This window comes from Streptomyces sp. NBC_00273 (assembly GCF_036178145.1).
Lineage (GTDB): Bacteria > Actinomycetota > Actinomycetes > Streptomycetales > Streptomycetaceae > Streptomyces.
Genome location: NZ_CP108067.1, coordinates 1,743,719 through 1,762,601 on the forward strand (window position 1 = coordinate 1,743,719; position 18,883 = coordinate 1,762,601).

At 70.5% G+C, this 18,883-nt stretch carries 14 protein-coding genes and 1 pseudogene; 7 read left to right on the forward strand and 8 right to left on the reverse strand.

Annotated elements, in window-relative coordinates; translation table 11 throughout:
* Positions 1-465: 465 nt before the first annotated feature.
* Positions 466-1,713: a cytochrome P450 gene (locus OG386_RS07470; RefSeq protein ID WP_328787370.1), complete on the reverse strand. Its 1,248-nt coding sequence runs from the start codon at positions 1,711-1,713 to the stop codon at positions 466-468.
* A gap of 334 nt (positions 1,714-2,047) precedes the next feature.
* On the opposite strand from OG386_RS07470, the gene OG386_RS07475 reads away from it, so the two are divergent.
* Positions 2,048-3,631, forward strand: a complete 1,584-nt coding sequence (locus tag OG386_RS07475) for a hypothetical protein (protein ID WP_328787371.1) — start codon at positions 2,048-2,050, stop codon at positions 3,629-3,631.
* 1,325 nt (positions 3,632-4,956) lie between these two features.
* Positions 4,957-5,610 carry a TetR/AcrR family transcriptional regulator gene (locus OG386_RS07480; RefSeq protein ID WP_328787372.1) on the forward strand — a complete coding sequence of 218 codons (654 nt, stop codon included), beginning with the start codon at positions 4,957-4,959 and terminating at the stop codon, positions 5,608-5,610.
* 309 nt (positions 5,611-5,919) lie between these two features.
* Here OG386_RS07480 and OG386_RS07485 read toward each other — a convergent pair.
* A pseudogene (locus OG386_RS07485) lies at positions 5,920-6,156 on the reverse strand (transposase); the annotation flags it as partial.
* A 125-nt stretch (positions 6,157-6,281) separates the two neighbouring features.
* Positions 6,282-6,662: a hypothetical protein gene (locus OG386_RS07490; protein WP_328787373.1), complete on the reverse strand. Its 381-nt coding sequence runs from the start codon at positions 6,660-6,662 to the stop codon at positions 6,282-6,284.
* A 298-nt stretch (positions 6,663-6,960) separates the two neighbouring features.
* On the opposite strand from OG386_RS07490, the gene OG386_RS07495 reads away from it, so the two are divergent.
* Positions 6,961-7,491 (forward strand): GNAT family N-acetyltransferase, encoded by a 531-nt coding sequence (locus OG386_RS07495; RefSeq protein WP_328787374.1) that lies wholly within the window; start codon positions 6,961-6,963, stop codon positions 7,489-7,491.
* Between the two features lie 168 nt (positions 7,492-7,659).
* Complete coding sequence (locus tag OG386_RS07500; RefSeq protein WP_328787375.1) at positions 7,660-9,168, forward strand: SDR family NAD(P)-dependent oxidoreductase; 1,509 nt, start codon at positions 7,660-7,662, stop codon at positions 9,166-9,168.
* Between the two features lie 93 nt (positions 9,169-9,261).
* Here the strand turns inward: OG386_RS07500 and OG386_RS07505 are convergent, their stop codons facing one another.
* Positions 9,262-11,742 (reverse strand): SpoIIE family protein phosphatase, encoded by a 2,481-nt coding sequence (locus OG386_RS07505; RefSeq protein ID WP_328787376.1) that lies wholly within the window; start codon positions 11,740-11,742, stop codon positions 9,262-9,264.
* Positions 11,743-11,973: 231 nt separating this feature from the next.
* Between OG386_RS07505 and OG386_RS07510 the strand changes: the two genes are divergently transcribed.
* The gene (locus OG386_RS07510) at positions 11,974-12,441 is read left to right on the forward strand and encodes a hypothetical protein (RefSeq protein ID WP_328787377.1); all 468 of its coding nucleotides are present in this window, start codon (positions 11,974-11,976) and stop codon (positions 12,439-12,441) included.
* Positions 12,442-12,539: 98 nt separating this feature from the next.
* Here OG386_RS07510 and OG386_RS07515 read toward each other — a convergent pair whose 3' ends face one another.
* Positions 12,540-12,815: an SH3 domain-containing protein gene (locus tag OG386_RS07515; RefSeq protein ID WP_328787378.1), complete on the reverse strand. Its 276-nt coding sequence runs from the start codon at positions 12,813-12,815 to the stop codon at positions 12,540-12,542.
* 839 nt (positions 12,816-13,654) lie between these two features.
* Here OG386_RS07515 and OG386_RS07520 point away from each other — a divergent pair.
* A complete protein-coding gene (locus OG386_RS07520) occupies positions 13,655-15,607 on the forward strand; it encodes a M28 family metallopeptidase (RefSeq protein ID WP_328787379.1) in 1,953 nt (650 codons plus the stop codon).
* Positions 15,608-15,889: 282 nt separating this feature from the next.
* On the opposite strand, the gene OG386_RS07525 is transcribed toward OG386_RS07520, so the two are convergent.
* From OG386_RS07525 to OG386_RS07535, 3 genes are all read right to left on the reverse strand, one after another.
* Positions 15,890-16,687, reverse strand: coding sequence for a TrmB family transcriptional regulator sugar-binding domain-containing protein (locus OG386_RS07525; protein ID WP_328787380.1), 798 nt, complete (start codon positions 16,685-16,687; stop codon positions 15,890-15,892).
* A 104-nt stretch (positions 16,688-16,791) separates the two neighbouring features.
* Complete coding sequence (locus tag OG386_RS07530; protein WP_328787381.1) at positions 16,792-17,544, reverse strand: DNA-binding response regulator; 753 nt, start codon at positions 17,542-17,544, stop codon at positions 16,792-16,794.
* A 678-nt stretch (positions 17,545-18,222) separates the two neighbouring features.
* Positions 18,223-18,561 (reverse strand): hypothetical protein, encoded by a 339-nt coding sequence (locus OG386_RS07535; RefSeq protein WP_328787382.1) that lies wholly within the window; start codon positions 18,559-18,561, stop codon positions 18,223-18,225.
* A 153-nt stretch (positions 18,562-18,714) separates the two neighbouring features.
* On the opposite strand from OG386_RS07535, the gene OG386_RS07540 reads away from it, so the two are divergent.
* Positions 18,715-18,843: a hypothetical protein gene (locus OG386_RS07540; protein WP_328787383.1), complete on the forward strand. Its 129-nt coding sequence runs from the start codon at positions 18,715-18,717 to the stop codon at positions 18,841-18,843.
* Positions 18,844-18,883 lie beyond the last annotated feature (40 nt).

The window sequence follows — 18,883 nt, forward strand, 5'->3', positions numbered from 1 at the left end:
GGCCTGCCCGCGGAAGGCAGGAAGCCGGCCGCGGGGCGTCGCTATCGTCAATCTCCTTGCCACATGGGCGGGTTAATGCCTCGGTCGCGCCTGATGAAGGCTTCGGTTGCTGCTGTTCTGCCTCAGCCGTGCCTCGTTGCTGTCGTTGGGATCTGGGGGTGGCAGCCAGGGCGTTGCCTGTCATGAACCCGTCGGAAGGAGACCTTCCGGATTCTTGGATGTGTCGAGACGTGTTGCGGGAAGTTATCACCCTTCGATAAATCCTGTGGAGATGCTGTGCGCTTCCAGCATGCTGCTCCTCTCGCCGCGAGCCCCTGCGGCTCCCGGGTAGCACCCAGAACCCCCGGACACCCCGGCGCGGTCAGCCACTTCGCCGGGCATGAGTCCGCCCGCCGCGCCGGTCGAACGGACCGTACGGCGGACGGGCGGGTCAGGTCGCGTGGCGGTGCGCCGGCGCCCCCGGAATCAGGGGCGGATTCCGTCGCAGGCGATCGGCAGGTGGCGGGGGCCGCGGAGCACCGCGTTCTGGCGGTACGGGGGCGGGTCCTCCAGCAGCCGCGGATTCTCCAGCCTGCGGGCCAGTTCGCTCAGGGCCAGCTGGGCCTCCAGGCGTGCCAGCGGAGCGCCGAAGCAGCTGTGGATGCCGCTGCCGAGGCCGAGGTGCTGGATGTCCCCGCGGTCGGGGTCGAAGCGGTCCGCGTTCTCGAACCGCTTCGGGTCGCGGTTCCCGGAGGCCAGGATCAGCGAGACCGTGGCGCCCTTGGGGATGTTGACCCCGCCCACCTCGATGTCGTCGATCGTGCTGCGCCGCGGCAACAGCTGCACGGGGGGCTCGTAGCGCAGCAGTTCCTCGACGATCGGCACGGACAGCTGCGGGTCCTCGCGCAGTCGCTGGAGGACGTCCGGGTGGCGCAGGAGGGTCAGCATGCCGTTCGTGATCAGGTTGACCGTGGTCTCGTGACCCGCGATCAGCAGCAGCGCCGCGGTGCTGATGGCCTCCAGCGCGCTCATGGAACCGTCCGGTTCGTCGGTGGCGGCCGCCAGCTGGGACAGCATGTCCTCGCCCGGCTCCTTGCGCCGCTCCTCGATCAGCCCGGCCAGGTACATGCCGAGCTCCATCTGTGCGTCGGCCGCGGCCTTCGGCCTCTCGGTGGGGTCGGCGTCCGGATCGGGGTCGAGGCTGGCGGCGATGGTGTCGGCCCAGCCGTGGAAGCGGGGCTCGTCCTCGGGGGGCACGCCCAGCAGCCGACAGATCACGGTCACCGGGAAGGGGTAGGAGAACTGGTCGACCAGGTCGATCCGCTCCGGGGAACCCGCGTCGACGATGCCGTCGATGAGGCCGGAGACGATGCCGTCGAGCTCGCCGCGCATGTCGTGGATCTTGTGCGGGGAGTGCGGCGGCCCGAACGGCCGGTTCGTGATGCGGCGCAGCCGGTCGTGGTCCGGCGGGTCGAGCTTGAGGAACACCGGGGGCAGTGCCGAGTCGTCACCGTCCTCCTGCGCCAGCGGATCGCTCGACGGCAGCGTCAGGTTGCGGGGGTCGGAACTGATGCGCGGATCGTGCAGCAGGCTCTGTATCTCGTAGTAGGTGCTGACGACGTACGGGCCGTCCTCGTCGTGGAAGACCGGCGTCTTGCGCAGCTCCTCGTACAGCGGGTACGGGTCGGCGCGGGTGGAGTAGTCGAGGATCTGCCGGAGCATGGCTTGGCTCATGGTGCGTCCTTGTGCGGCTCGCGGGATCGGCTGATCGGGGCCCCTCCTTCGTCGTTCCGACACCGGTCTCCGGCCGACTCCGGTCCCCGGCTTTCCCAGCATGCACGGAGGCCCCGGGGAACGCCTGCCGGACAAGGAAACCGCAGGTCACACCCTCAGTGCGCACACCGCGAGCCGCACGTCGCCGTTCGGGGCGCGGCACCGGGCCCTCCCGCCCCTCGACAGCTCGCCGAGCCCTGCCGCATCATCATGCTTGCACTAGAAGTGCAAGCATTCCGGATGGGCTCACGCTCCCCGCCGCGTCCTCACAGGTCAGCGAATGAAAGGCCTCCGCATGCGCACGTTCCTCCGTGTCCTGGCCGTCATGGTGGCAGCCGCCGTGTTACCGCCCCTCACCGCCGCCGCCCCGGCCGGGGCAGTGACCCTGCCCGCCCTGCCCGCCCTGCCCGCCCTGTCCATACCCGGGGATCCGCGCGGAGCCGCTCTGCCCCGGTTCACCGGTCGCGCCGTCGCACCGCGACCGGTCGCCGTCCCCCCGGTCCCGCAGCACCCGTTCATGGCAGCCAACGGCTCCAGCAACGTGCACGGCGACGCCTATCAGAGCGACACGTACGAAGGACCCGGTCCCACCGGCCGCGATCTCGCCGTGCGCAGCAGGCTGCAGGGCGGGCTCTGCGGCTCGGTCACCTTCGACTCGCGGGGACGGATCGTCACCGTCTGCATGACCCCCGGGCTCTCGCCCCGGCTGATGCTGCTCGATCCGCACGACCTCGCAGCGGTTTCCTCCCTCACGCTGCCCGGGACGGCGGGCACCAGCCCCACGGAAGTCTCCGGAGGCGGCTACTTCTACCTCGACCAGCTCGACCGTGCCGTCGTCCCCACGAAGGACGGCACCATTCAGGTCGTGGCCGTCCGGCGCGACGCGCTCGTGACACAGGCGCGCTACGACCTCAAGCCGGTGATCGGCACCAGCGGCATCGTGTCCGTCCTCCCCGACTGGTCGGGGAGGATGTGGTTCGTGACCGGCAGCGGGGTGGTCGGCGTCCTCGATCCGGCGACCGGCACGGTCTCCACCCACGTACTGCGGGGGGAGACGATCGCCAACAGCATCGCGGTCGACGAGTCCGGCGGCGTCTTCGTCGTCAGCGACCACGCCCTCTACCGCTTCGACTTCGACTCCGACGCGTCTGCCGAGGGCCGACCCGTCGTCACCTGGCGGGCCGCGTACGACAGGGGGTCGCGGCAGAAGCCCGGTCAGCTCAGCCGGGGCAGCGGGACCACGCCCACGCTCATCGGTCCGGCGGCCGGCCCGGGCGGAGGGTACGTCGCCATCACCGACAACGCCGACCCCCGGATGAAGGTGCTCGTGATGGCGCGCGGGAAGGCCGGGCCCGAGAAGGTGTGCGAACAGCCGGTCTTCGCCCCGGGAAGGGGTGCCGACGAGAACAGCCTCGTCGCCGTGGGCGGTGACCTCGTCGTGGAGAACAACTACGGTTACGTCGTCGAGGACCACGCCCTCCTGAAGGGAATGCTCGGAGGGCGCCAGGTCGACACCGAGCCCGGCCTGGCCCGGGTCCACGTCGACTACACCACCCGTACCTGTTCCCTGGCCTGGTCCGACAGCAGCGAACGGGTTCCCAGCGTCGTCAGCAAGGTCTCCCTCGCGACGGGCCTCTTGTACACCTTCACGCACCCCACCGCCGACGAACTGCGGGCCGCCCGCCGCACGGGCACCGCTGCGATGCCCGACGCCTGGTACCTCACGGCGCTGGACGTGCGGACCGGCGAGCGGGTGTGGAGCCGGCTGGTCGGCGCCGGCCCCCTGTTCAACAACCACTACGCGCCGGTGACCCTGGGCGGGGACGGCTCCGCCTACGTCGGCGTGGTCGGCGGCCTGGTCAGGATCACGGACTCCTGACCCGGACGGGCGGGCCGTCCGACCCACCGCCTGACGCACCGCCTGACCCGCTGTCTGACCCACCGCCTGGTCCGCCGCCTGACCCGCTGTCTGACCCACCGCCTGGTCCGCCGCCTGACCCGCTGTCTGACCCACCGCCTGGTCCGCCGCCTGACCCGCCGTCCGGGTCGCACGCTGGGACCGGACGTGGTGACAGACCGCGGCCGCGCCGCGGTACGGGGCATGAACCGCGCCCCTCACGGTTACCCCTTCCCCGGGTCCCAGCGTCCTCGGCGCTGTGCTCGGCAGAGCGCGGCATGGCCTGACGGCATCGCGTCGGTCCGCGTACCGCACCCCGGACGGCTCCACCAACGGCTTGACGAAAGGTACGACGATGAGACGGCGCAGCACGCGTCCCCGGGTACTAAGTTCCCTTGTCACCCTCGCCCTGACCGGCGTGGCGGTCACGACCGCGATGGTCCCGGCCCACGCGGTCACGGTGCCGTGCGACACCGCGGCATTGATCACCGCCATCGAGAACGCGAACGCGGGCACGGACACGGTCATCGACCTGGCGCCCTACTGCCTCTACGAGGTCACGGCTGCCTACTCGACCGACAGCGGGCTCCCGCCCATCACCAACAACACCGGCGGCGTGACCGTCAACGGCCACCACGCGACCATCAAGCGGGTCGGCACCGCGCCCTTCCGCCTGTTCGAGGTCGGTACGGGCTTTCCGGCCCCCGTCACCCAGGGCAGTCTGACGCTCAACGACCTGACCGTCATGAACGGTCAGCCCTCCGGCGGCCTCGGGGGCGGCGCCGTGCTGGTCAGGGAGGCAAGCACCTTCGCCGGGACCAACGTCGCCTTCCAGGGAGGAACGGCGAACCTCGGCGGCGGCATCAGGTTCCGGGCCACGAGCACCGGAACCCTGACCGACAGCCGCATCTCGGACAACCTCGCCAGCGGTGGGGCGAGCGGCGGAGGCGGGCTGCAATCTGATGGACGGGTCACCCTCACCAACACCCACGTCACCGGCAACCGTGCGCGTGTCGGCGGCGGCATCGGACACTCACCCGGCACGCTCACCATCAACGGCGGCAGCATCAAGCACAACACCGCCTTCGACACCGGTGGCGGCATCTCCAAACGGGCGCGCCAGGCGGCTCCCCGGGACGGTCGCGCTCCGCCACCCGTACGGTCGGCACGTGGAAGGCGACGACGCGCCCGGAACCGTTCCGTCGCCCCCGCACGACCCGCTCCCGGAGGAGCGTCCGCGCGCCGCCAGGGGGAGTTGCTCCTGCTGGTTTGCGACAATGACACCCTGCGAAGTGGGGAGGGGCGCCGTGAACCAGTCGGCCCGACGGCCGCGGTCCGAAGACCGTGCCACGGACGGTCGCGCCCCGGACGGTCGCGCCGAGCGCGGCCGCCAGTCCCGGGTGAAGATCGCCGAGGCCGTACTGTCCCTGCTCGACGAGGGGGAATCCAGCTTTCCCGCAGAGCGGGTCGCCGAGCGTGCGGGCGTGTCCCGGCGCCTCGTGTTCCACCACTTCGCCGACATGTCCGAACTGGTGGAGACGGCCATCACCCGCCGACTGGAGCAGCTGATCGAGCAGATCAGGCCGCTTCCGACCGCCGGGCCGCGCGATACCCGGGTAGCGGCCCTGACGGAACAGCGGGCCCGCATCCTGGAGTGGATCACGCCGGCCCAGCTGACCCTGATGCGCCTGGAAACCCCGGGGGGCCGCGTTGCCGAGGTCACGCGCGAGGTGCTGGACCTGGCCCGGGCGCGACTGGCGGAGATCTTCGCGGAGGAACTCGAGCACCTGCCCGCCGCACGCAGGGCCGAAGTGCTCTACGGGCTGGACGCGGTGACGACCTGGGGCGCCTGGTACCACTGGCGCAGCAGTGGCCTGAGTGCCGAGGCTGCTGCCAGCACCATGGAGACGGCCGTACACGCCCTGCTCGCCACCACCGACCGGCCCGGGACGGGCTCCTAGAGGAGCGCGCACGGCGTACCGGCCCGCGGCGATCGACGGGCTGGAGCGGTTCCTGACGGCGACACGGCGCCAGAACTTCCTCACGCCGCCGCGTCGCCACCGGGCGTTCCCCCTCGTCGAATTCCTCTGAGCACCTATCTGTGACCCGTTCACGACAACCGGACAGGGAGTCTTCATCAGCGCCGTGCAACGCGGAGAGGGGTTCATGGCATCTGGGCATGCCAGAGATGTGGATCAGCCCGGAAGAACGGCCATCACGCACGTGGGGGCTGGTGGGAGCGCACCTCCGGTTGAGGGTGGAAGTGATCCGGGCCGGTGACGCCGGCTCAGGCTGCGACGAAGGCCTCGGGGTGCCCAAGTGACGAGCTGGCCAGCGTAGGCGGAGTCGGCCCGGACAACGGTGATCTCAGGGTGCATGAGCCGGAGACGGAAGAGGACTTCCTTGGCTGCGCCGCAGTCGGTCGTGCCGGTTGGGGTGACCATGACGAGCAGCGGGAGCCCCCGCGCGTCCACGACGATGTGCCGTGTGCGGCCATTGGCCTTCTTCGCCAACCACGGCCGGATTGACGTCGATCGCCGCCCCAGCAGCTTTGCCTGCCCGGCGGAAGCGTTGAACGGCAAGCTGAGGCCCGACTCGCGACCGAGGACGACCGAGGGCGATCCCGGCGGTACTACGCGCGCACGGCCCGCTCGCCCCGACCCCCGGTACCGTGCGACAACCAGTCGTGCAGGGCGGGACCACCGACGGCCACCAGGACGAACAGGAACCCGGCAGTGATCAGGGCCGGTTCGGGGAACCACAGGCCCACGAGCCAGTCGACGAGCAGGGCCACGGCCACGAGGAGCACCTTCGCCGCCACCAGGCCGAAGAACAGACCGCGGTCGACCGGGGTCCTCCCGGCGCGGGCGAGACGGCGACCGACGAAGCGTCCGGCCACGCTGACGCAGAGCACCACCACGAGAACGCGCAGTGCGTGCTCCCACGCGGGCATGTCTGCGCCGAAGGCCCAGATGCCGCCCACGGCCGCGCCCGCGGCGGCGTAGGCGAGCATGCGCGCGGGCGGGGCCGACCGCCTACGCGGCCCGGTTCGGCTCGGCCGGGAACACGTTGGGGCGCTGTAGACGGACATGTCTCGCCTTTCGTGACGGAGAGCAAGAAGTAGCTACAAGTACACACAAAACAACTTGCACTCCGAGTGTCATATCTTCGGGCGTGGATCGTCAAGCCCCGGCCCCGGCGACGCGGCCGGAGCCAAGCGGTGACCCGGTCGGGTGGCACCGCCGTCCCGTAAGGGCTCTGCGGCGGAAAGTCCCTGGTAGAGCTGGTGCACGGCGCCACAGCTACGGACGTTGGAGGCCCAGGAATGGGACGCCTGGTGCAGGACCCCGGAGCGGGCCTTCGCTGGCCCGCCCACGCCCCCGGAGCCGCGCGCACTGCGGGAGGGCCTCACCGAACACGACCGGTTCGTCAGCGCCCGGGGCGGCGCCCCGTGCGCGGGTACCGCCGGAGCCTCCTCGCTGCGCCTGTCGGTACCGGGCGCGGCCCTGGTCGACACGGCCGGGGTGACGATGGCGAGCATAGCCGCCACGCACCGTAGTCGGGGGCCGATGACGGCGACGATGCGGCACCAGCGGTACGCCGATCCGCTGTCCGCGCTGGCGGCCCGCGCAGCGGAGTACGCGGACCAGGTGGCCGACCGCCCGTGCATGCCGGCCCGCCCGCCGGGGTCGGAGCGCCCGGCCGTTCTGGTACCCGAGGGCGGCGGCCGCGACGGCGACTCACCGCTCCGTACGTCGACGCTCGGGGCGCAGAACCGCCCGGTACGGGGGCCGGGCCGGCCGGAAAAGGTGCCCGACTTTGCTGGATACGGCCTATGGTGATCACCACCTCCGGACGCGGGGCCCGTGCTGCGCGTCCGCCGTGCATGCTCCTTCTCCGTCCCCGGCGGCGCCCGGCCCTTCACTTCGCACGGCCCGGTCGTCCACGTGCACATCTCCAGGGGTGAGAGGAGAGGGGCGCGAACGACCCATCACACCAAAGGCACCCCCATGGACAGTGAGCGCATACAGAGCTGCCTGGACCTGATCCACCAGGCACGACAGCTACCCGTCGACGATGCTCAGCGCCGCCTGCTGGAACAGGCAGCCGGTGAACTCGTCCGCGACGGCCGCCTTCGACGCCGTGCCGAGGCACGCGCGGAGCGGGCCGCGGCCGATGCGAAGCTGCTCGCCGCCACCGCGATGGGCGCCCGCGACCGCGTCATGGACGCCGCTCTGCCCGCCCCGGCCCCGCCGGAGCGGGGCCTGACGGTGCGCGAATACGTTCAGCTGCGCCCCGGTCCGGCCGCGGCGCGGCCGCTGCCGGACCGTACGCCGGACAGCCCCGGGCCGTCACGGCTGCTGAACCGTCCCCAGCGCTGCTACGTCTGCAAGAACCACTACCGGCACGTCCACGACTTCTACCACCTGCTGTGTCCCGAATGCGCCCGCGAGAACCTCGCCCGCCGCACCGCCCGCACCGACCTCACCGGCCGGCGGGCGCTGCTGACGGGCGGCCGCGTCAAGATCGGCTATCAGGTCGCGCTGATGCTCCTCCGGGACGGCGCCGAGCTCACCGTGACCAGTCGCTTCCCGCAGGACACGCTGCGCCGGTTCGCGGCGGCCCCCGGCGCCGCGGGCTGGTGGCACCGGCTGCGGATCGCCGCCCTGGACCTGCGCGATCCCCGGCAGGTCCTCGCCTTCACGGACCACGTGCTCGGCCAGGGGCTCCCCCTGGACGTTCTGATCAACAATGCGGCCCAAACCCTGCGCCGCTCTCCCGAGGCGTACACCGCGCTGTCCGCCGCCGAACCCGCGCCGACCCCCGCGTCACTCGCCGCGCCACCGATCTGGACCGCTCCGGGATTCTCCGTACCCGGCCCGCGCACCGCACCCCTGCCGTGGACGGCGGAGCTCGCCCCGCGGTTCCGGTCGTCCCACGCCCTGGCCGGTGGCACGCACACGGGTGACGCCCCGGTGGCCACCCCACTGCCTCGGGAGGCGGTCGACGAGGCGGGTCTGCTGCCCGAGACGGCCGCGGCCAACTCCTGGACCCTACGTCTGGGCCAGATCGACCCGACCGAGCTGCTGGAGGTCCAGCTGGTCAATGCCGTCGCGCCGTTCCTGCTCGCCGACCGCCTGCTGCCCCTTCTCGACGCTTCCCCGCACCCCGACCGCTACCTCATCAACGTCTCGGCGGTCGAAGGCCAGTTCACCGTGCGCAACAAGACCAGCGACCATCCGCACACGAACATGGCCAAAGCCGCCCTGAACATGCTCACCCGCACCAGCGCCGCCGACCTGGCCACCCGCGGCATCCACACCTGCAGCGTCGACACCGGCTGGGTCACCGACGAGAAGCCCCTCCCCGCCCGGGAGCGGCACGCCGCCACCGGTTGGCGCCCGCCGCTGGACGTCGTCGACGGCGCCGCCCGCATCTACCACCCCATCGTGCAAGGGCAGGCCGGCGCACCCGTCCACGGCGTCCTCCTGAAGGACTACCAGCAGGTCCCGTGGTGATTCCCCCCGGCATCCGCGGTGGATCCCCGGTCGGACTCGCGTGCCGACGGAGCCCCTGCCGACGGGGCCGGCTCGGCTTCGACTCCCCCGGTGTCACCTGTTGAGCGCAGGGTCCACCAGCGCCGCGGAGTACCCCTGCGCCGCTGCGGCGAGGGGGAACTCCGTCCAGACGGTCTTGCCGTCCCGGGTGTAGCGGGCGCCCCATCGTTCGGTGAGCTGGGCCACGAGGAAGAGACCTCGCCCGCCCTCATCGGTGGTCCGCGCCCGCCGCAGGTGGGGAGCGGTGCTGCTGCTGTCGGAGACCTCGCAGATCAGGCTGCGGTCGCGGATGAGCCGCAAGGTGACCGGCGCGCCACCTCCGTACCGGTAGGCGTTGGTGACCAGTTCGCTGACGACCAGTTCGGCGGTGAAGGCCAGCTCTTCCAGGCCCCACCCGGTCAGCGTGGTCTCCGTCAGGTGCCGAGCACGGGCGGCGGCGGTCGGCTCCGCGGGGAGTTCCCAGGAGGCGACCTGCTCCGGCGCCAAGACGCGGGTGCGGGCGAGGAGCAGTGCTACGTCATCCGGTGGGTGCTCCGGCAGCAGGGCGTTCTGCACTGCCGCGCAGGTCTGCTCCAGCGAGCTGCCGGGCCGCGACAGGGCTGCTCGTAGCCGCTCGAGTCCCTCGTCGAGGTCGAGGCCACGGGCCTTGATCAGGCCGTTCGTGTACAGCGCCAGGAGACTTCCCTCGGCGAGTTCCAATTCGACGGACTCGAAGGGGAGTCCGCCCAGGCCCAGCGGCGGCCCCTCGGGAAGGTCGGGCAGGCTGACCGTGCCGTCGGAGGTCACCACTGCGGGGGGCAGGTGGCCCGCCCGGGCCAGGGTGCAGCGCCGGGAGGTGGGATCGTAGACCGCGTAGAGGCACGTCGCGCCGACGATCTGCTGGCCCCGCGGACGTCCGACGGCGGGTTCCTGCTCGTCCGCCAGGCGGTTGACCAGGTCGTCCAGGTGGGAGAGGACCTCGTCCGGAGCGTAGTCGAGGCTGGCCAGGGTGTGCACGGCCGTGCGCAGGCGGCCCATGGTGGCCGCGGCGTGCAGACCATGGCCGACGACGTCGCCCACGACGAGGGCGACGCGCGCTCCGGAGAGGGGAATGACGTCGAACCAGTCGCCACCGACACCGGTGGCGGGATCGGCCGGCAGATAGAGGTGCGCGACCTCGACCGCGCTGTATTCGGGCAGTTCCTGCGGCAGCAGGCTGCGCTGCAAGGTCAACGCGGCTTGCTGCTGCTGGGTGTAGCGGCGGGCGTTGTCGATGCACAGGGCGGCCCGCGCGGCGAATTCCTCGGCGAGCGTGAGGTCGTCCTCCTCGAACGGTTCGGGCCGCCTGGCCCGCCACAGGCTGAGCAGGCCGAGGAGCAGGCCGCGGGCCGTCAGCGGTACGACGATCAGCGAGTGGGCGTCCAGGTCGAGGGCGCGCCGGCTGCGCTCCGGATCCTGGAAGTACCAGCCGGGGCTGCTGCGGAGCACGGGTTCGAGGATGGGCTGCTGTTCGGCGAGGCACCTGGCGTGCGGGGTTCGCGGGTCGAAGCGGAAGACCTCTCCGGCGGGGTACATCACCTGGAGCGCCTCCGGCACGACCGAGTGGACGGCCATTCTGCGGACCCGCCCGCCCGCCTCCTCGGCGGCTTCGTCGCCTCGGGCCACCGACTCCAGCAGATCCACCGAGACGGCGTCCGCGAGGTCGGGGACGGCGACGCCGGCCAGCTCCCGGGTGGTCTGCCCGAGATCCAGCGTGGTCCCGATGCTGATGCTCGCCCGGTTGAGCAGGGCGAGCCGCTGCCTGGCCCGGTAGCGGTCGGTGACGTCCTCCACCAGTTGGGTGACTCCGAGGATCCCGCCGGAGGGGTCCTCCATCCGAAACGCCGAGACCGAGACCACCCGCTCGCGGTCGGGGTCGCTCCTCAGGCGACAGGGCTGCTCGGTGAAGATCAGGGGGGCGCCCGTCTCCAGCACCCGGCGCAGCCGCGTTTCGATGGTCTTCAGGTCCGGACCGATGAGGAAGTCGCCGATGCGCCGGCTCCGGATCTCCGCGGCGGAGAGTTGCGTGAACCGGGCCAGCGCCCGGTTGATCCGCAGGATGCTCAGGTCGGGGGCGTGGACGGACAGACCGATCGGGGAGCGCCGGAACAGACCGTCCAGGACCGACCGGTCCGTCTCCCACCGGAGGACCTCCTCCGCCGGGGCGACGACGAGGAACCACTCGCGGGCCGCGCCGGCGCGGATGACGGCGCGGGCGCGGAAGCCCAGCTCCACCCGTCGCCCGCTGCGGTGCAGGACGGGCAGGACGCCGGACCAGCCCCGGTCGCGCTCGCACGCGGCCACTGCGTTCCGCACCGTCTCACGATCACGGGGGTCAAGCAGGAACTCGGCGGCCGTGCGGCCCAGCACCTCGTCGGGCGGGTAGCCGAGGTGCTCCTGTGCCCGCTCGCTCCAGCCGACGACCCTGCCATGGGCGTCCAGTACCGCCGAGGCCGAGTTGTGCAGCGCGAACGGGTCCTCGGGCACCTCGCCCGATCCCGGCGCCGGTGCGTCCATCGCTGCCACCCTTCGATCTGCCGAACGGACCGCACAGAGGGCATTGCCGCAGCGACTGCCCAGAGTGATCGCAGACCAAGGGCTGAGCAGTCGGCCCACCTTCAGTATCGCCGCGCCGCTGCACGTCGGCAGCAGGTCGATCGGCGTGCACCCCGGGGTTCGCCGGGCCCCACCCGCCCGGACCCGGTCGAGGCGCGGATGCGACCCACCGGCACGGGGGATCCTGACGACATGAACGCCGCCCTCACGAGCCTCGTCGCCGTGTTCGCAACGCTGGCAGGGTCCACCCTGACCTTCTTGTTCCAGCGGCACATCGCCCGGCAGGCGGAACGGTTCGCCCGGGATCAACAGGTGTGGCACGAACGGATCAGCGCTTACAGCGCTTTCGCGGCGGCACTCACCGACTTCCGCCGGAGCCAGAACGACCGCTGGCACTTGGAGCGGGCCGACCCGGACAGCCCTCGGTTCATCAGTGCGCGCGAAGCGTCCTACCAGCGACGGGCGGATTCCACAGCAGCGCTCTGCCGAGTTCGCCTCATGTGCGGCGATTCCGTCTTGATCGAGTTGGCCCAGGAGGCCCTCGATGCCACGACCGAGATCCATGCGGCACGGGACGAACAGGACCGCGCGGGGCGGGGCGAGACGGCGCGTCTTGCGCTGGAGAGGTTCCTGACCAGCGCCTCACCGCAGGCCCGCTGACCGCACGGCACAGGGGGCGCGCACCATCGATCCGACCCCGGGGACAGCCACGGGCTGTCCCCGGACGGCCTGGGACTTCCTCAGGGCGAAACCCGCCGTCAGCCCTGGGGGCCGGCGGGCTTGGCGTCCTTGGACAGCGGCACCTCTCCGGTGTTGTCGACGTGGCGGGCGGCGACCCACACGGCCTGGTCGCGCAGCAAGTACCAGATGCTGTTGCCGTCGATGGTCTGCGCGTTCACCTTGCTGTGCAGACCGACCTGGGCGCCGTGGCTCAGGTTGCCGACGAGGGAGGAGTCGGTACTCGGATACCTCCGCAGGTTGACGCCGCTACTGCTGACGACCGTGCCGAACGGCTGGGCTGGACTGGGCATCATGACCTCCGAGAGAACGCCTGAGCGGCGGGACGTGGTCCGCTGTGCGCGGACGGGTTGCTTGCACGGTAGAGCCCCTGCCCGTCGGGGAGCCGGAGGCGTGCGGGGCGTCCCCACGACCGGCGGCGGAGCATCATTCCGATGGTTCCGCCCCGCGACCCGCCGCCTTCGGCCAGATCCCTCCACCGGCCACGGCGTCGGCCGCCCGCCCGCCCGACCTCCGCCGCATCGTCGATCGCTGCTTCAACGGTCCAGCAGAACAATGATGACGGTTCAATCACCATCTGTAACGGACCGCCCGGCCGCCGGGTACCGCTACGCAGCCCACGCGCACCCCGTACACGGCGTGCGACACGGCCAGATGACCGGTCCGCCGGATCGTGAACGCGGTGAGCGCGCCCGCCCTCCGGTTGCCCCGTCCATTACGGTGCGTGACGATCGAGGAGGGGGGCAGGGAGTCGGGGGCGGTCGAGAGGGGTCACGGCGATGTCGGACTTGGAAAGGCATCGCCTTCACGTTGTCGACGCCCCGGAGGTGCGCGTCGCGCACCTGGGGTGCGAGGGGGCGCCCGAAGTGCCAGCGCCCGGAGGTGAAGAGAACCGGCAGGAGGTCAACTCGGGTGGTTTGCTGCGCAGTTCCATGCGCGGTTCCGTCTGGCCGAGAGGCTCACCCGGGAGGACTCACCGGGGCTGCGTCACGCTGTCCGGGAGGACCGGCCCGAGCGGGTTCCCGACGCTCATCTCGCCGGTAGCACCGCCGCGCGGACGGGCGCGCGGACGGCAGCCGATGACGCCCGTCCGAGTGTTGGCATCGCACATGACCGGATCAACGGAGGCACCGAGATGACCACGCTCTTCTTCGACATCGGCGCGACATTGGCGGACGGCCGTCTCGAGGCGGACGGATCCTGGCTGTTGCGTCCTCGCCCCCGCGTCTCACAGGTTCTCGATGCTTTCGCAGGGGAACCCAAAGGCATCATCTCCAACCCCGGCACCGAACAGGATGCGGTCGCACAGATCACGGAAGCCCTCCATGAGGCGTTCCCCGGCCGGTTCCCGGACGACCACCTCATTCACTTCGGCCCCAAGAACAGCCGCACGATCTTCGACGACGCGGTCGCGAGCTCGGACGGCGCGGCCGACGACTGCGTCTTCGTGGGTGAGGACCACGACGAGCGCGCGTTCGCCCGCACGGCGGGCATGCGCGTGGCACCCCACCCCGTGTTCACCCGGGCCGCCATCGAGAACCGCCCGGTCTTCTGGACGAGGATCGACGTGCCGGAGGGGCGGACCCTGGGCGCACTGGAGTCGGTGGCGAACGGCACGGAGGCCGTTCCCGTACACGTCGCCTCCCCTCGGCTCGTACTCGCCATGGCGACCGCACTCGGAGTCGAGACGCTCCAACAGGAAGGGTTCTCGACCGACGTACGGGGACAGGTGGAGGACACGGCGGCGTTCCTGGTCCGGGACGACCGCTCGGTCCCGGTGCCGGAGGCTTTGGCGGGCGCCTCGGAGGGCGCCCGGAAGGCGGCGGAAGGGGCGATGCGCGCAGCGGCCGCGTTCTGCTTCGCCTCGGGCGAGCTGACCGGGTACCCGCGGCAGATCTCGTCGCTCGGGCCGGCGCCCGGCGGTGTCTACGTCGCTTCGCCCGCAGGCGTCCCGATCGAGGAAGTGCACACGCAGGGAGCCAAGCCCGGACACACCGAGCGCCTGCTGCCGGACCCGGCGCTCCTGTCACGCCCCGGTGAAACGCAGGCCGAGGAATTCGCCGCGGCCCCGTCCGCCGGGTTCGACGAGACGGGCGACGGCCTTCCCTCCCCCGAGACGCTCGCGGCCGTACGCGCGACCGTGACGCCCGAGGCGCTCCGTACCCACGTGGCACGCATCTCCGGCGTCGAACCGCTGGTCCCGGGCGAGCCACTGAAGGTCCGCAGCCGTGATGCGGCGCATGCCGACAACGGGCTCGTGGTGGACGCGCTGGTCCGGCACTTCCAGGATCTGGGGCTGGTGGTCCGACGGCACGCGTTCAGATGGCGGGGACGCCAGTTGTTCAACGTCGAGGCCGAGCACCGAGTCGAGGGGGCCGAGTCCGCCGTTCTCATCACGGGACATCTGGATTCGACGGCGCAGAGCGGCCACTTCGTCGATGCGAACGGTGATCCCCGCCCCTACGACCCCTCGGTGGACCCGGCACCCGGCGCGGACGACGACGGGTGCGGCACCGCGGCGGTCATGGCCGCGGCGGAATGTCTGCACGCGCTCGTCGCAGCGGGCAGGGCGCCGACGCGCCACGTTCGCTTCGTCCTCTTCAATGCCGAGGAGCAGGCGCTCGTCGGAAGCAAGCGTTACGCGCGCGCCGCCGCAGCGGCGGACGACCGCATCGCGGGCGTCTTCCAGATGGACATGATCGCTGGTTTGCAGGACGGCAGCCCGCCCGCGGTGGAGATCCATGCCGGCTCCTCCGTACCCGGGCCGGTCGTGGCCGCCTCCGACGGGCTCGGTGACCTGGTCGCGCGGACCGTCCCCGCCATCGCCTCCGACTTCGAGGTCCAGCAGCTCACCGGAGCCGGGGACCCCGCCTTGGGGCGGAGCGACCACGCGAGTTTCCACGAGCGGGGATGGGCGGCCATCGCCGTTTCCGAGAACCTCTTCGGCCCCGACGGCGGACCGGCGACCGGCACCCGGCAGTACCACACGCCCGGCGACACCCTCCTCGACGAGGACCACGACACGCAGTACGCCGCCACGATCGCGTGCTCGGTCACCGCGACCGCCCTGACGTTCGCGGGCCTGTAGCCGCACCCACCGCAAGAAGCCGGTGCCGCGCACCGCTGAACTGCGCGGCACCGGCTTCGGGTTTCGCGTTGCGTAGTTACGCGTTGCGTGGTTACGCGTTGCGTGGTTACGCGTCGGCCGGAAGTCGGTCCGCCTGCGCCGGAACGTGATCCAGCTCCAGCTCTCGCGGACCGCCGACGCGGTGATGACTCCCCGGAGACCGGGAGGTCGTTTCCTCGTGCCCCGTACAACCGTTCCGGCACAGTGGCGGCAACGCCCTTTCAGGAAGCTGCCAGGCGAATTCTACGGCCGCATACGGCTGACCGTTCCCGTCGATCCGGGTGGCGGAAGGAGGCCCAATTCGGTGGCCCGCACCCCAGCCTGGAAACGGGAATTGGCGCCGAGCAGCTGCATGATTTCCGCGACGTAGCGCCGGTAGGTGCGCACCGATACGGTGAGTTCGCGGGCCGCCACCTCGTCGGTGACCCCGACACGCAGGGAGCCGAGTATCTGGCGGGCGAGCACGGCCCGGTCACGGCCGCCGAAGACGATGCGCCGCCCGGCCGGCGCCGCATGGCTCCACATGCCCTCGAAGAGGGTGCGAAGGTTGTGCAGCACCTCGGGTACCCGCAGGACCGAGGCCCGGCGCCCCACCGCGGACTCGGCCACCACCAGGCCCTGGGCGCCGTCGACGATCAGCGCCTGGAGCGGGGGGACCCGGGCCACCCGGACGGCCACTGCCCGGTCCGTCCCACGTTGATTGCGTACGAACGACTCGTCGAGCAGAGCGGGTGTCGTCAGCAACCGCACCGAGACCGATCCGGCCGCCTTGTGGATCAGCTGCCGTTGCAAGACGTTCGCCCGCTCGGACAGTTCCTCGGAATTCACGATCCGGGCATACACGATGTCAATGCTGTGGTCGGCTTGGCCGATCAGTTGTTCCGCAACATCGAGCAACTCGCCGTAGCCGCCGTCGACAGCGGTGACCTGTTGTTCCTGCTGGTTGCGACCGCGGTGAATCTCCATGGCCGACTCGATGAGCGCCCGTACTTCCAGCAGGGCATGCTCCAAGTCGTCCTCTGGCTTTTGGGAAATGCTCATTGGCACTCTGGACACGTCTTACTACACCATCCCCCGATTGGTATTTACCACTGCGGTCCGCAAGCCGCGACGAACCGCCTCCGACTTGCTCCGCGATGTCTCCGCTACGCGGAGAGCAGACCCAGTTCCACCGCACGCGCGCCGGCCTGGAACCTGGAGTTCGCATCGAGTTCCCGCATGATTTCCGCTACATAGCGGCGATAGGTGCGCAGGGAAACATTGAGCTCATTGGCGGCGGTTTCGTCGGTGCTGCCCGCACCGAGCTGCTCCAGGATGTTCCGGGCCAGTTCGGTCCGCAGGCGCGGACGCATCTGCAGATGCTCGTCGAGGCCGCGACCCCGGGCCCAGACGCCGGCGAAGAGCAGTCCCAGGGCGCGTGCGGCGGCGGCGTCGTTCACGACGGTGGCCGGCGCGCCCGCATGACCCGCCGCGCGCACGAGTGCCTCAGTGCTGTCGACGACCAGGATCTCGCGCAGTTCACTTTCCGAAACCCGAACTTCCACCCGAATGTTGGACATTTGGGCATACCGGGCCAAGGAAGGGTCCGATGACTCGTCCGTGCACAGCACGCGCACTATCACACGGGGCGGGATCGTGGGGAGTAATCGCATTACGGCGTCGGCGAATTCACCGGTGCCCGTCCGCGCCACGCTCACCGAGTACCGGGCACGGCCGATGTGCTGCTCCAGGGCGTCGCCGAGCATCGCGACATCGGTACGCACCACCGCCGACGGCGCGACGGGACGCCGCCGGTGCAGGGAGACGGTGGATTCGATCAGTTCGCGGGCCTGTAACAGCGCCTGCTCCAGGTGTGCGGCATGATCACCGTCATCCGCCTCCTCCGACACCTTCTTCATTTCTTGTGGACCCCCGACCACAGCTGACACTTACGCTCCCTCGTCAATCCAGGCCGTGCGCGCTCCGGCCGACGCAGACCTGCACCAGCCGCGCCACGGTAATATTCTGCTAAAACTTGACGGGCAATGCTCTTGACGTCAACAAACGATGACTCATCAGAGCCGAACCGACAGTAGTTTGCATGATCGAGCTCAGTCAACAAAACATTGACTCGCAAAACCGTCCCACGTTCAACGATTCAGCGCCCTCCGCATAACCTCCAGCTTAAACACTCCCCTGTCAGCTAGCTGCACCACTCCCCGGAATCAAGAGTTCCCCTTATTGCTTCAACAGCTGAACGAATCAAGTGCATGTAGACCGTCATGAGGGGTGGCCGGCAGCGGTCAACCGAGCCTCAAAAACGGCTGGTTCCCACATACCGCGCCCAAGTGACGAGACGTCACACCTCGGCCGATCTCGCGCTGCCCGACAGTGCGGACCTTGCGCGCCTGCATTCCTTCAACTCGCCCAATGGGTGTCAAATTTCACCCATCACCGCGCGGCCATACGCCGAGTATTGGCCGAAAATCGCCATGGCCCGACCGCTCATATTTCGCTCGATCGGAAACCTTGTCCGAGTTGCGAAGATAGGGAGCACGGATCGCCGGACATGATTTATCCGGACGTTCCCTGGCAGATCAGTAACTCCCCCACGGGGCGGCAAGGAAGGCCTGGACCGGGTGGGTCGCGCCCGGGAACATCTCGCCGGACCGGCCGCGGAACGCCACCCTCCAGCGGTGCCGGGCGTACCGCACGAACGCCGCCGCGAACAGGTTGCCGCAGACCCAGATGACCTTGACGAGCAGATACGGCAGCGGGGCGACGGCGGCACCGTAGCCGACCACGATGCGCGCCTTCTCGGTCTCCGGGCCGACCGTGGAAGTGACGTCCGGGTGCTCCGCCACCGCCGAGCGCGCCATGGATTCGTCGACCGCAGTCGCCGTCATCTGAGGCGCCTGCTGCGCCACTTGTCTCATGCCGTCGATCGTAGGAGGACGGTGCGGTCGAAGACTTCGGGCCAGAGAATGAGGCCGCCTCCCCCATGCGGGGGAGGCCGGTGCACGGTCAGTGCAGCAGCACCGTCCGGTACGCGCGCACCGCACGCCAAGCTGACGACCCAGGTCACGGCGTTGACCGACGCGGTGCTGCGGAGCTTCATGGCGATCGGCTACGTCATAGGAGCCCAGGGGCTCATCGGCTTCGCTTCGCAGACCTTCTTCGGCACGGAGTGGGGCTGGCGCTCGTCGCCGTCGGAGTGAAGACGCGGAAGGCACCCGAGCGTCCGGAGGCCGCCTGACC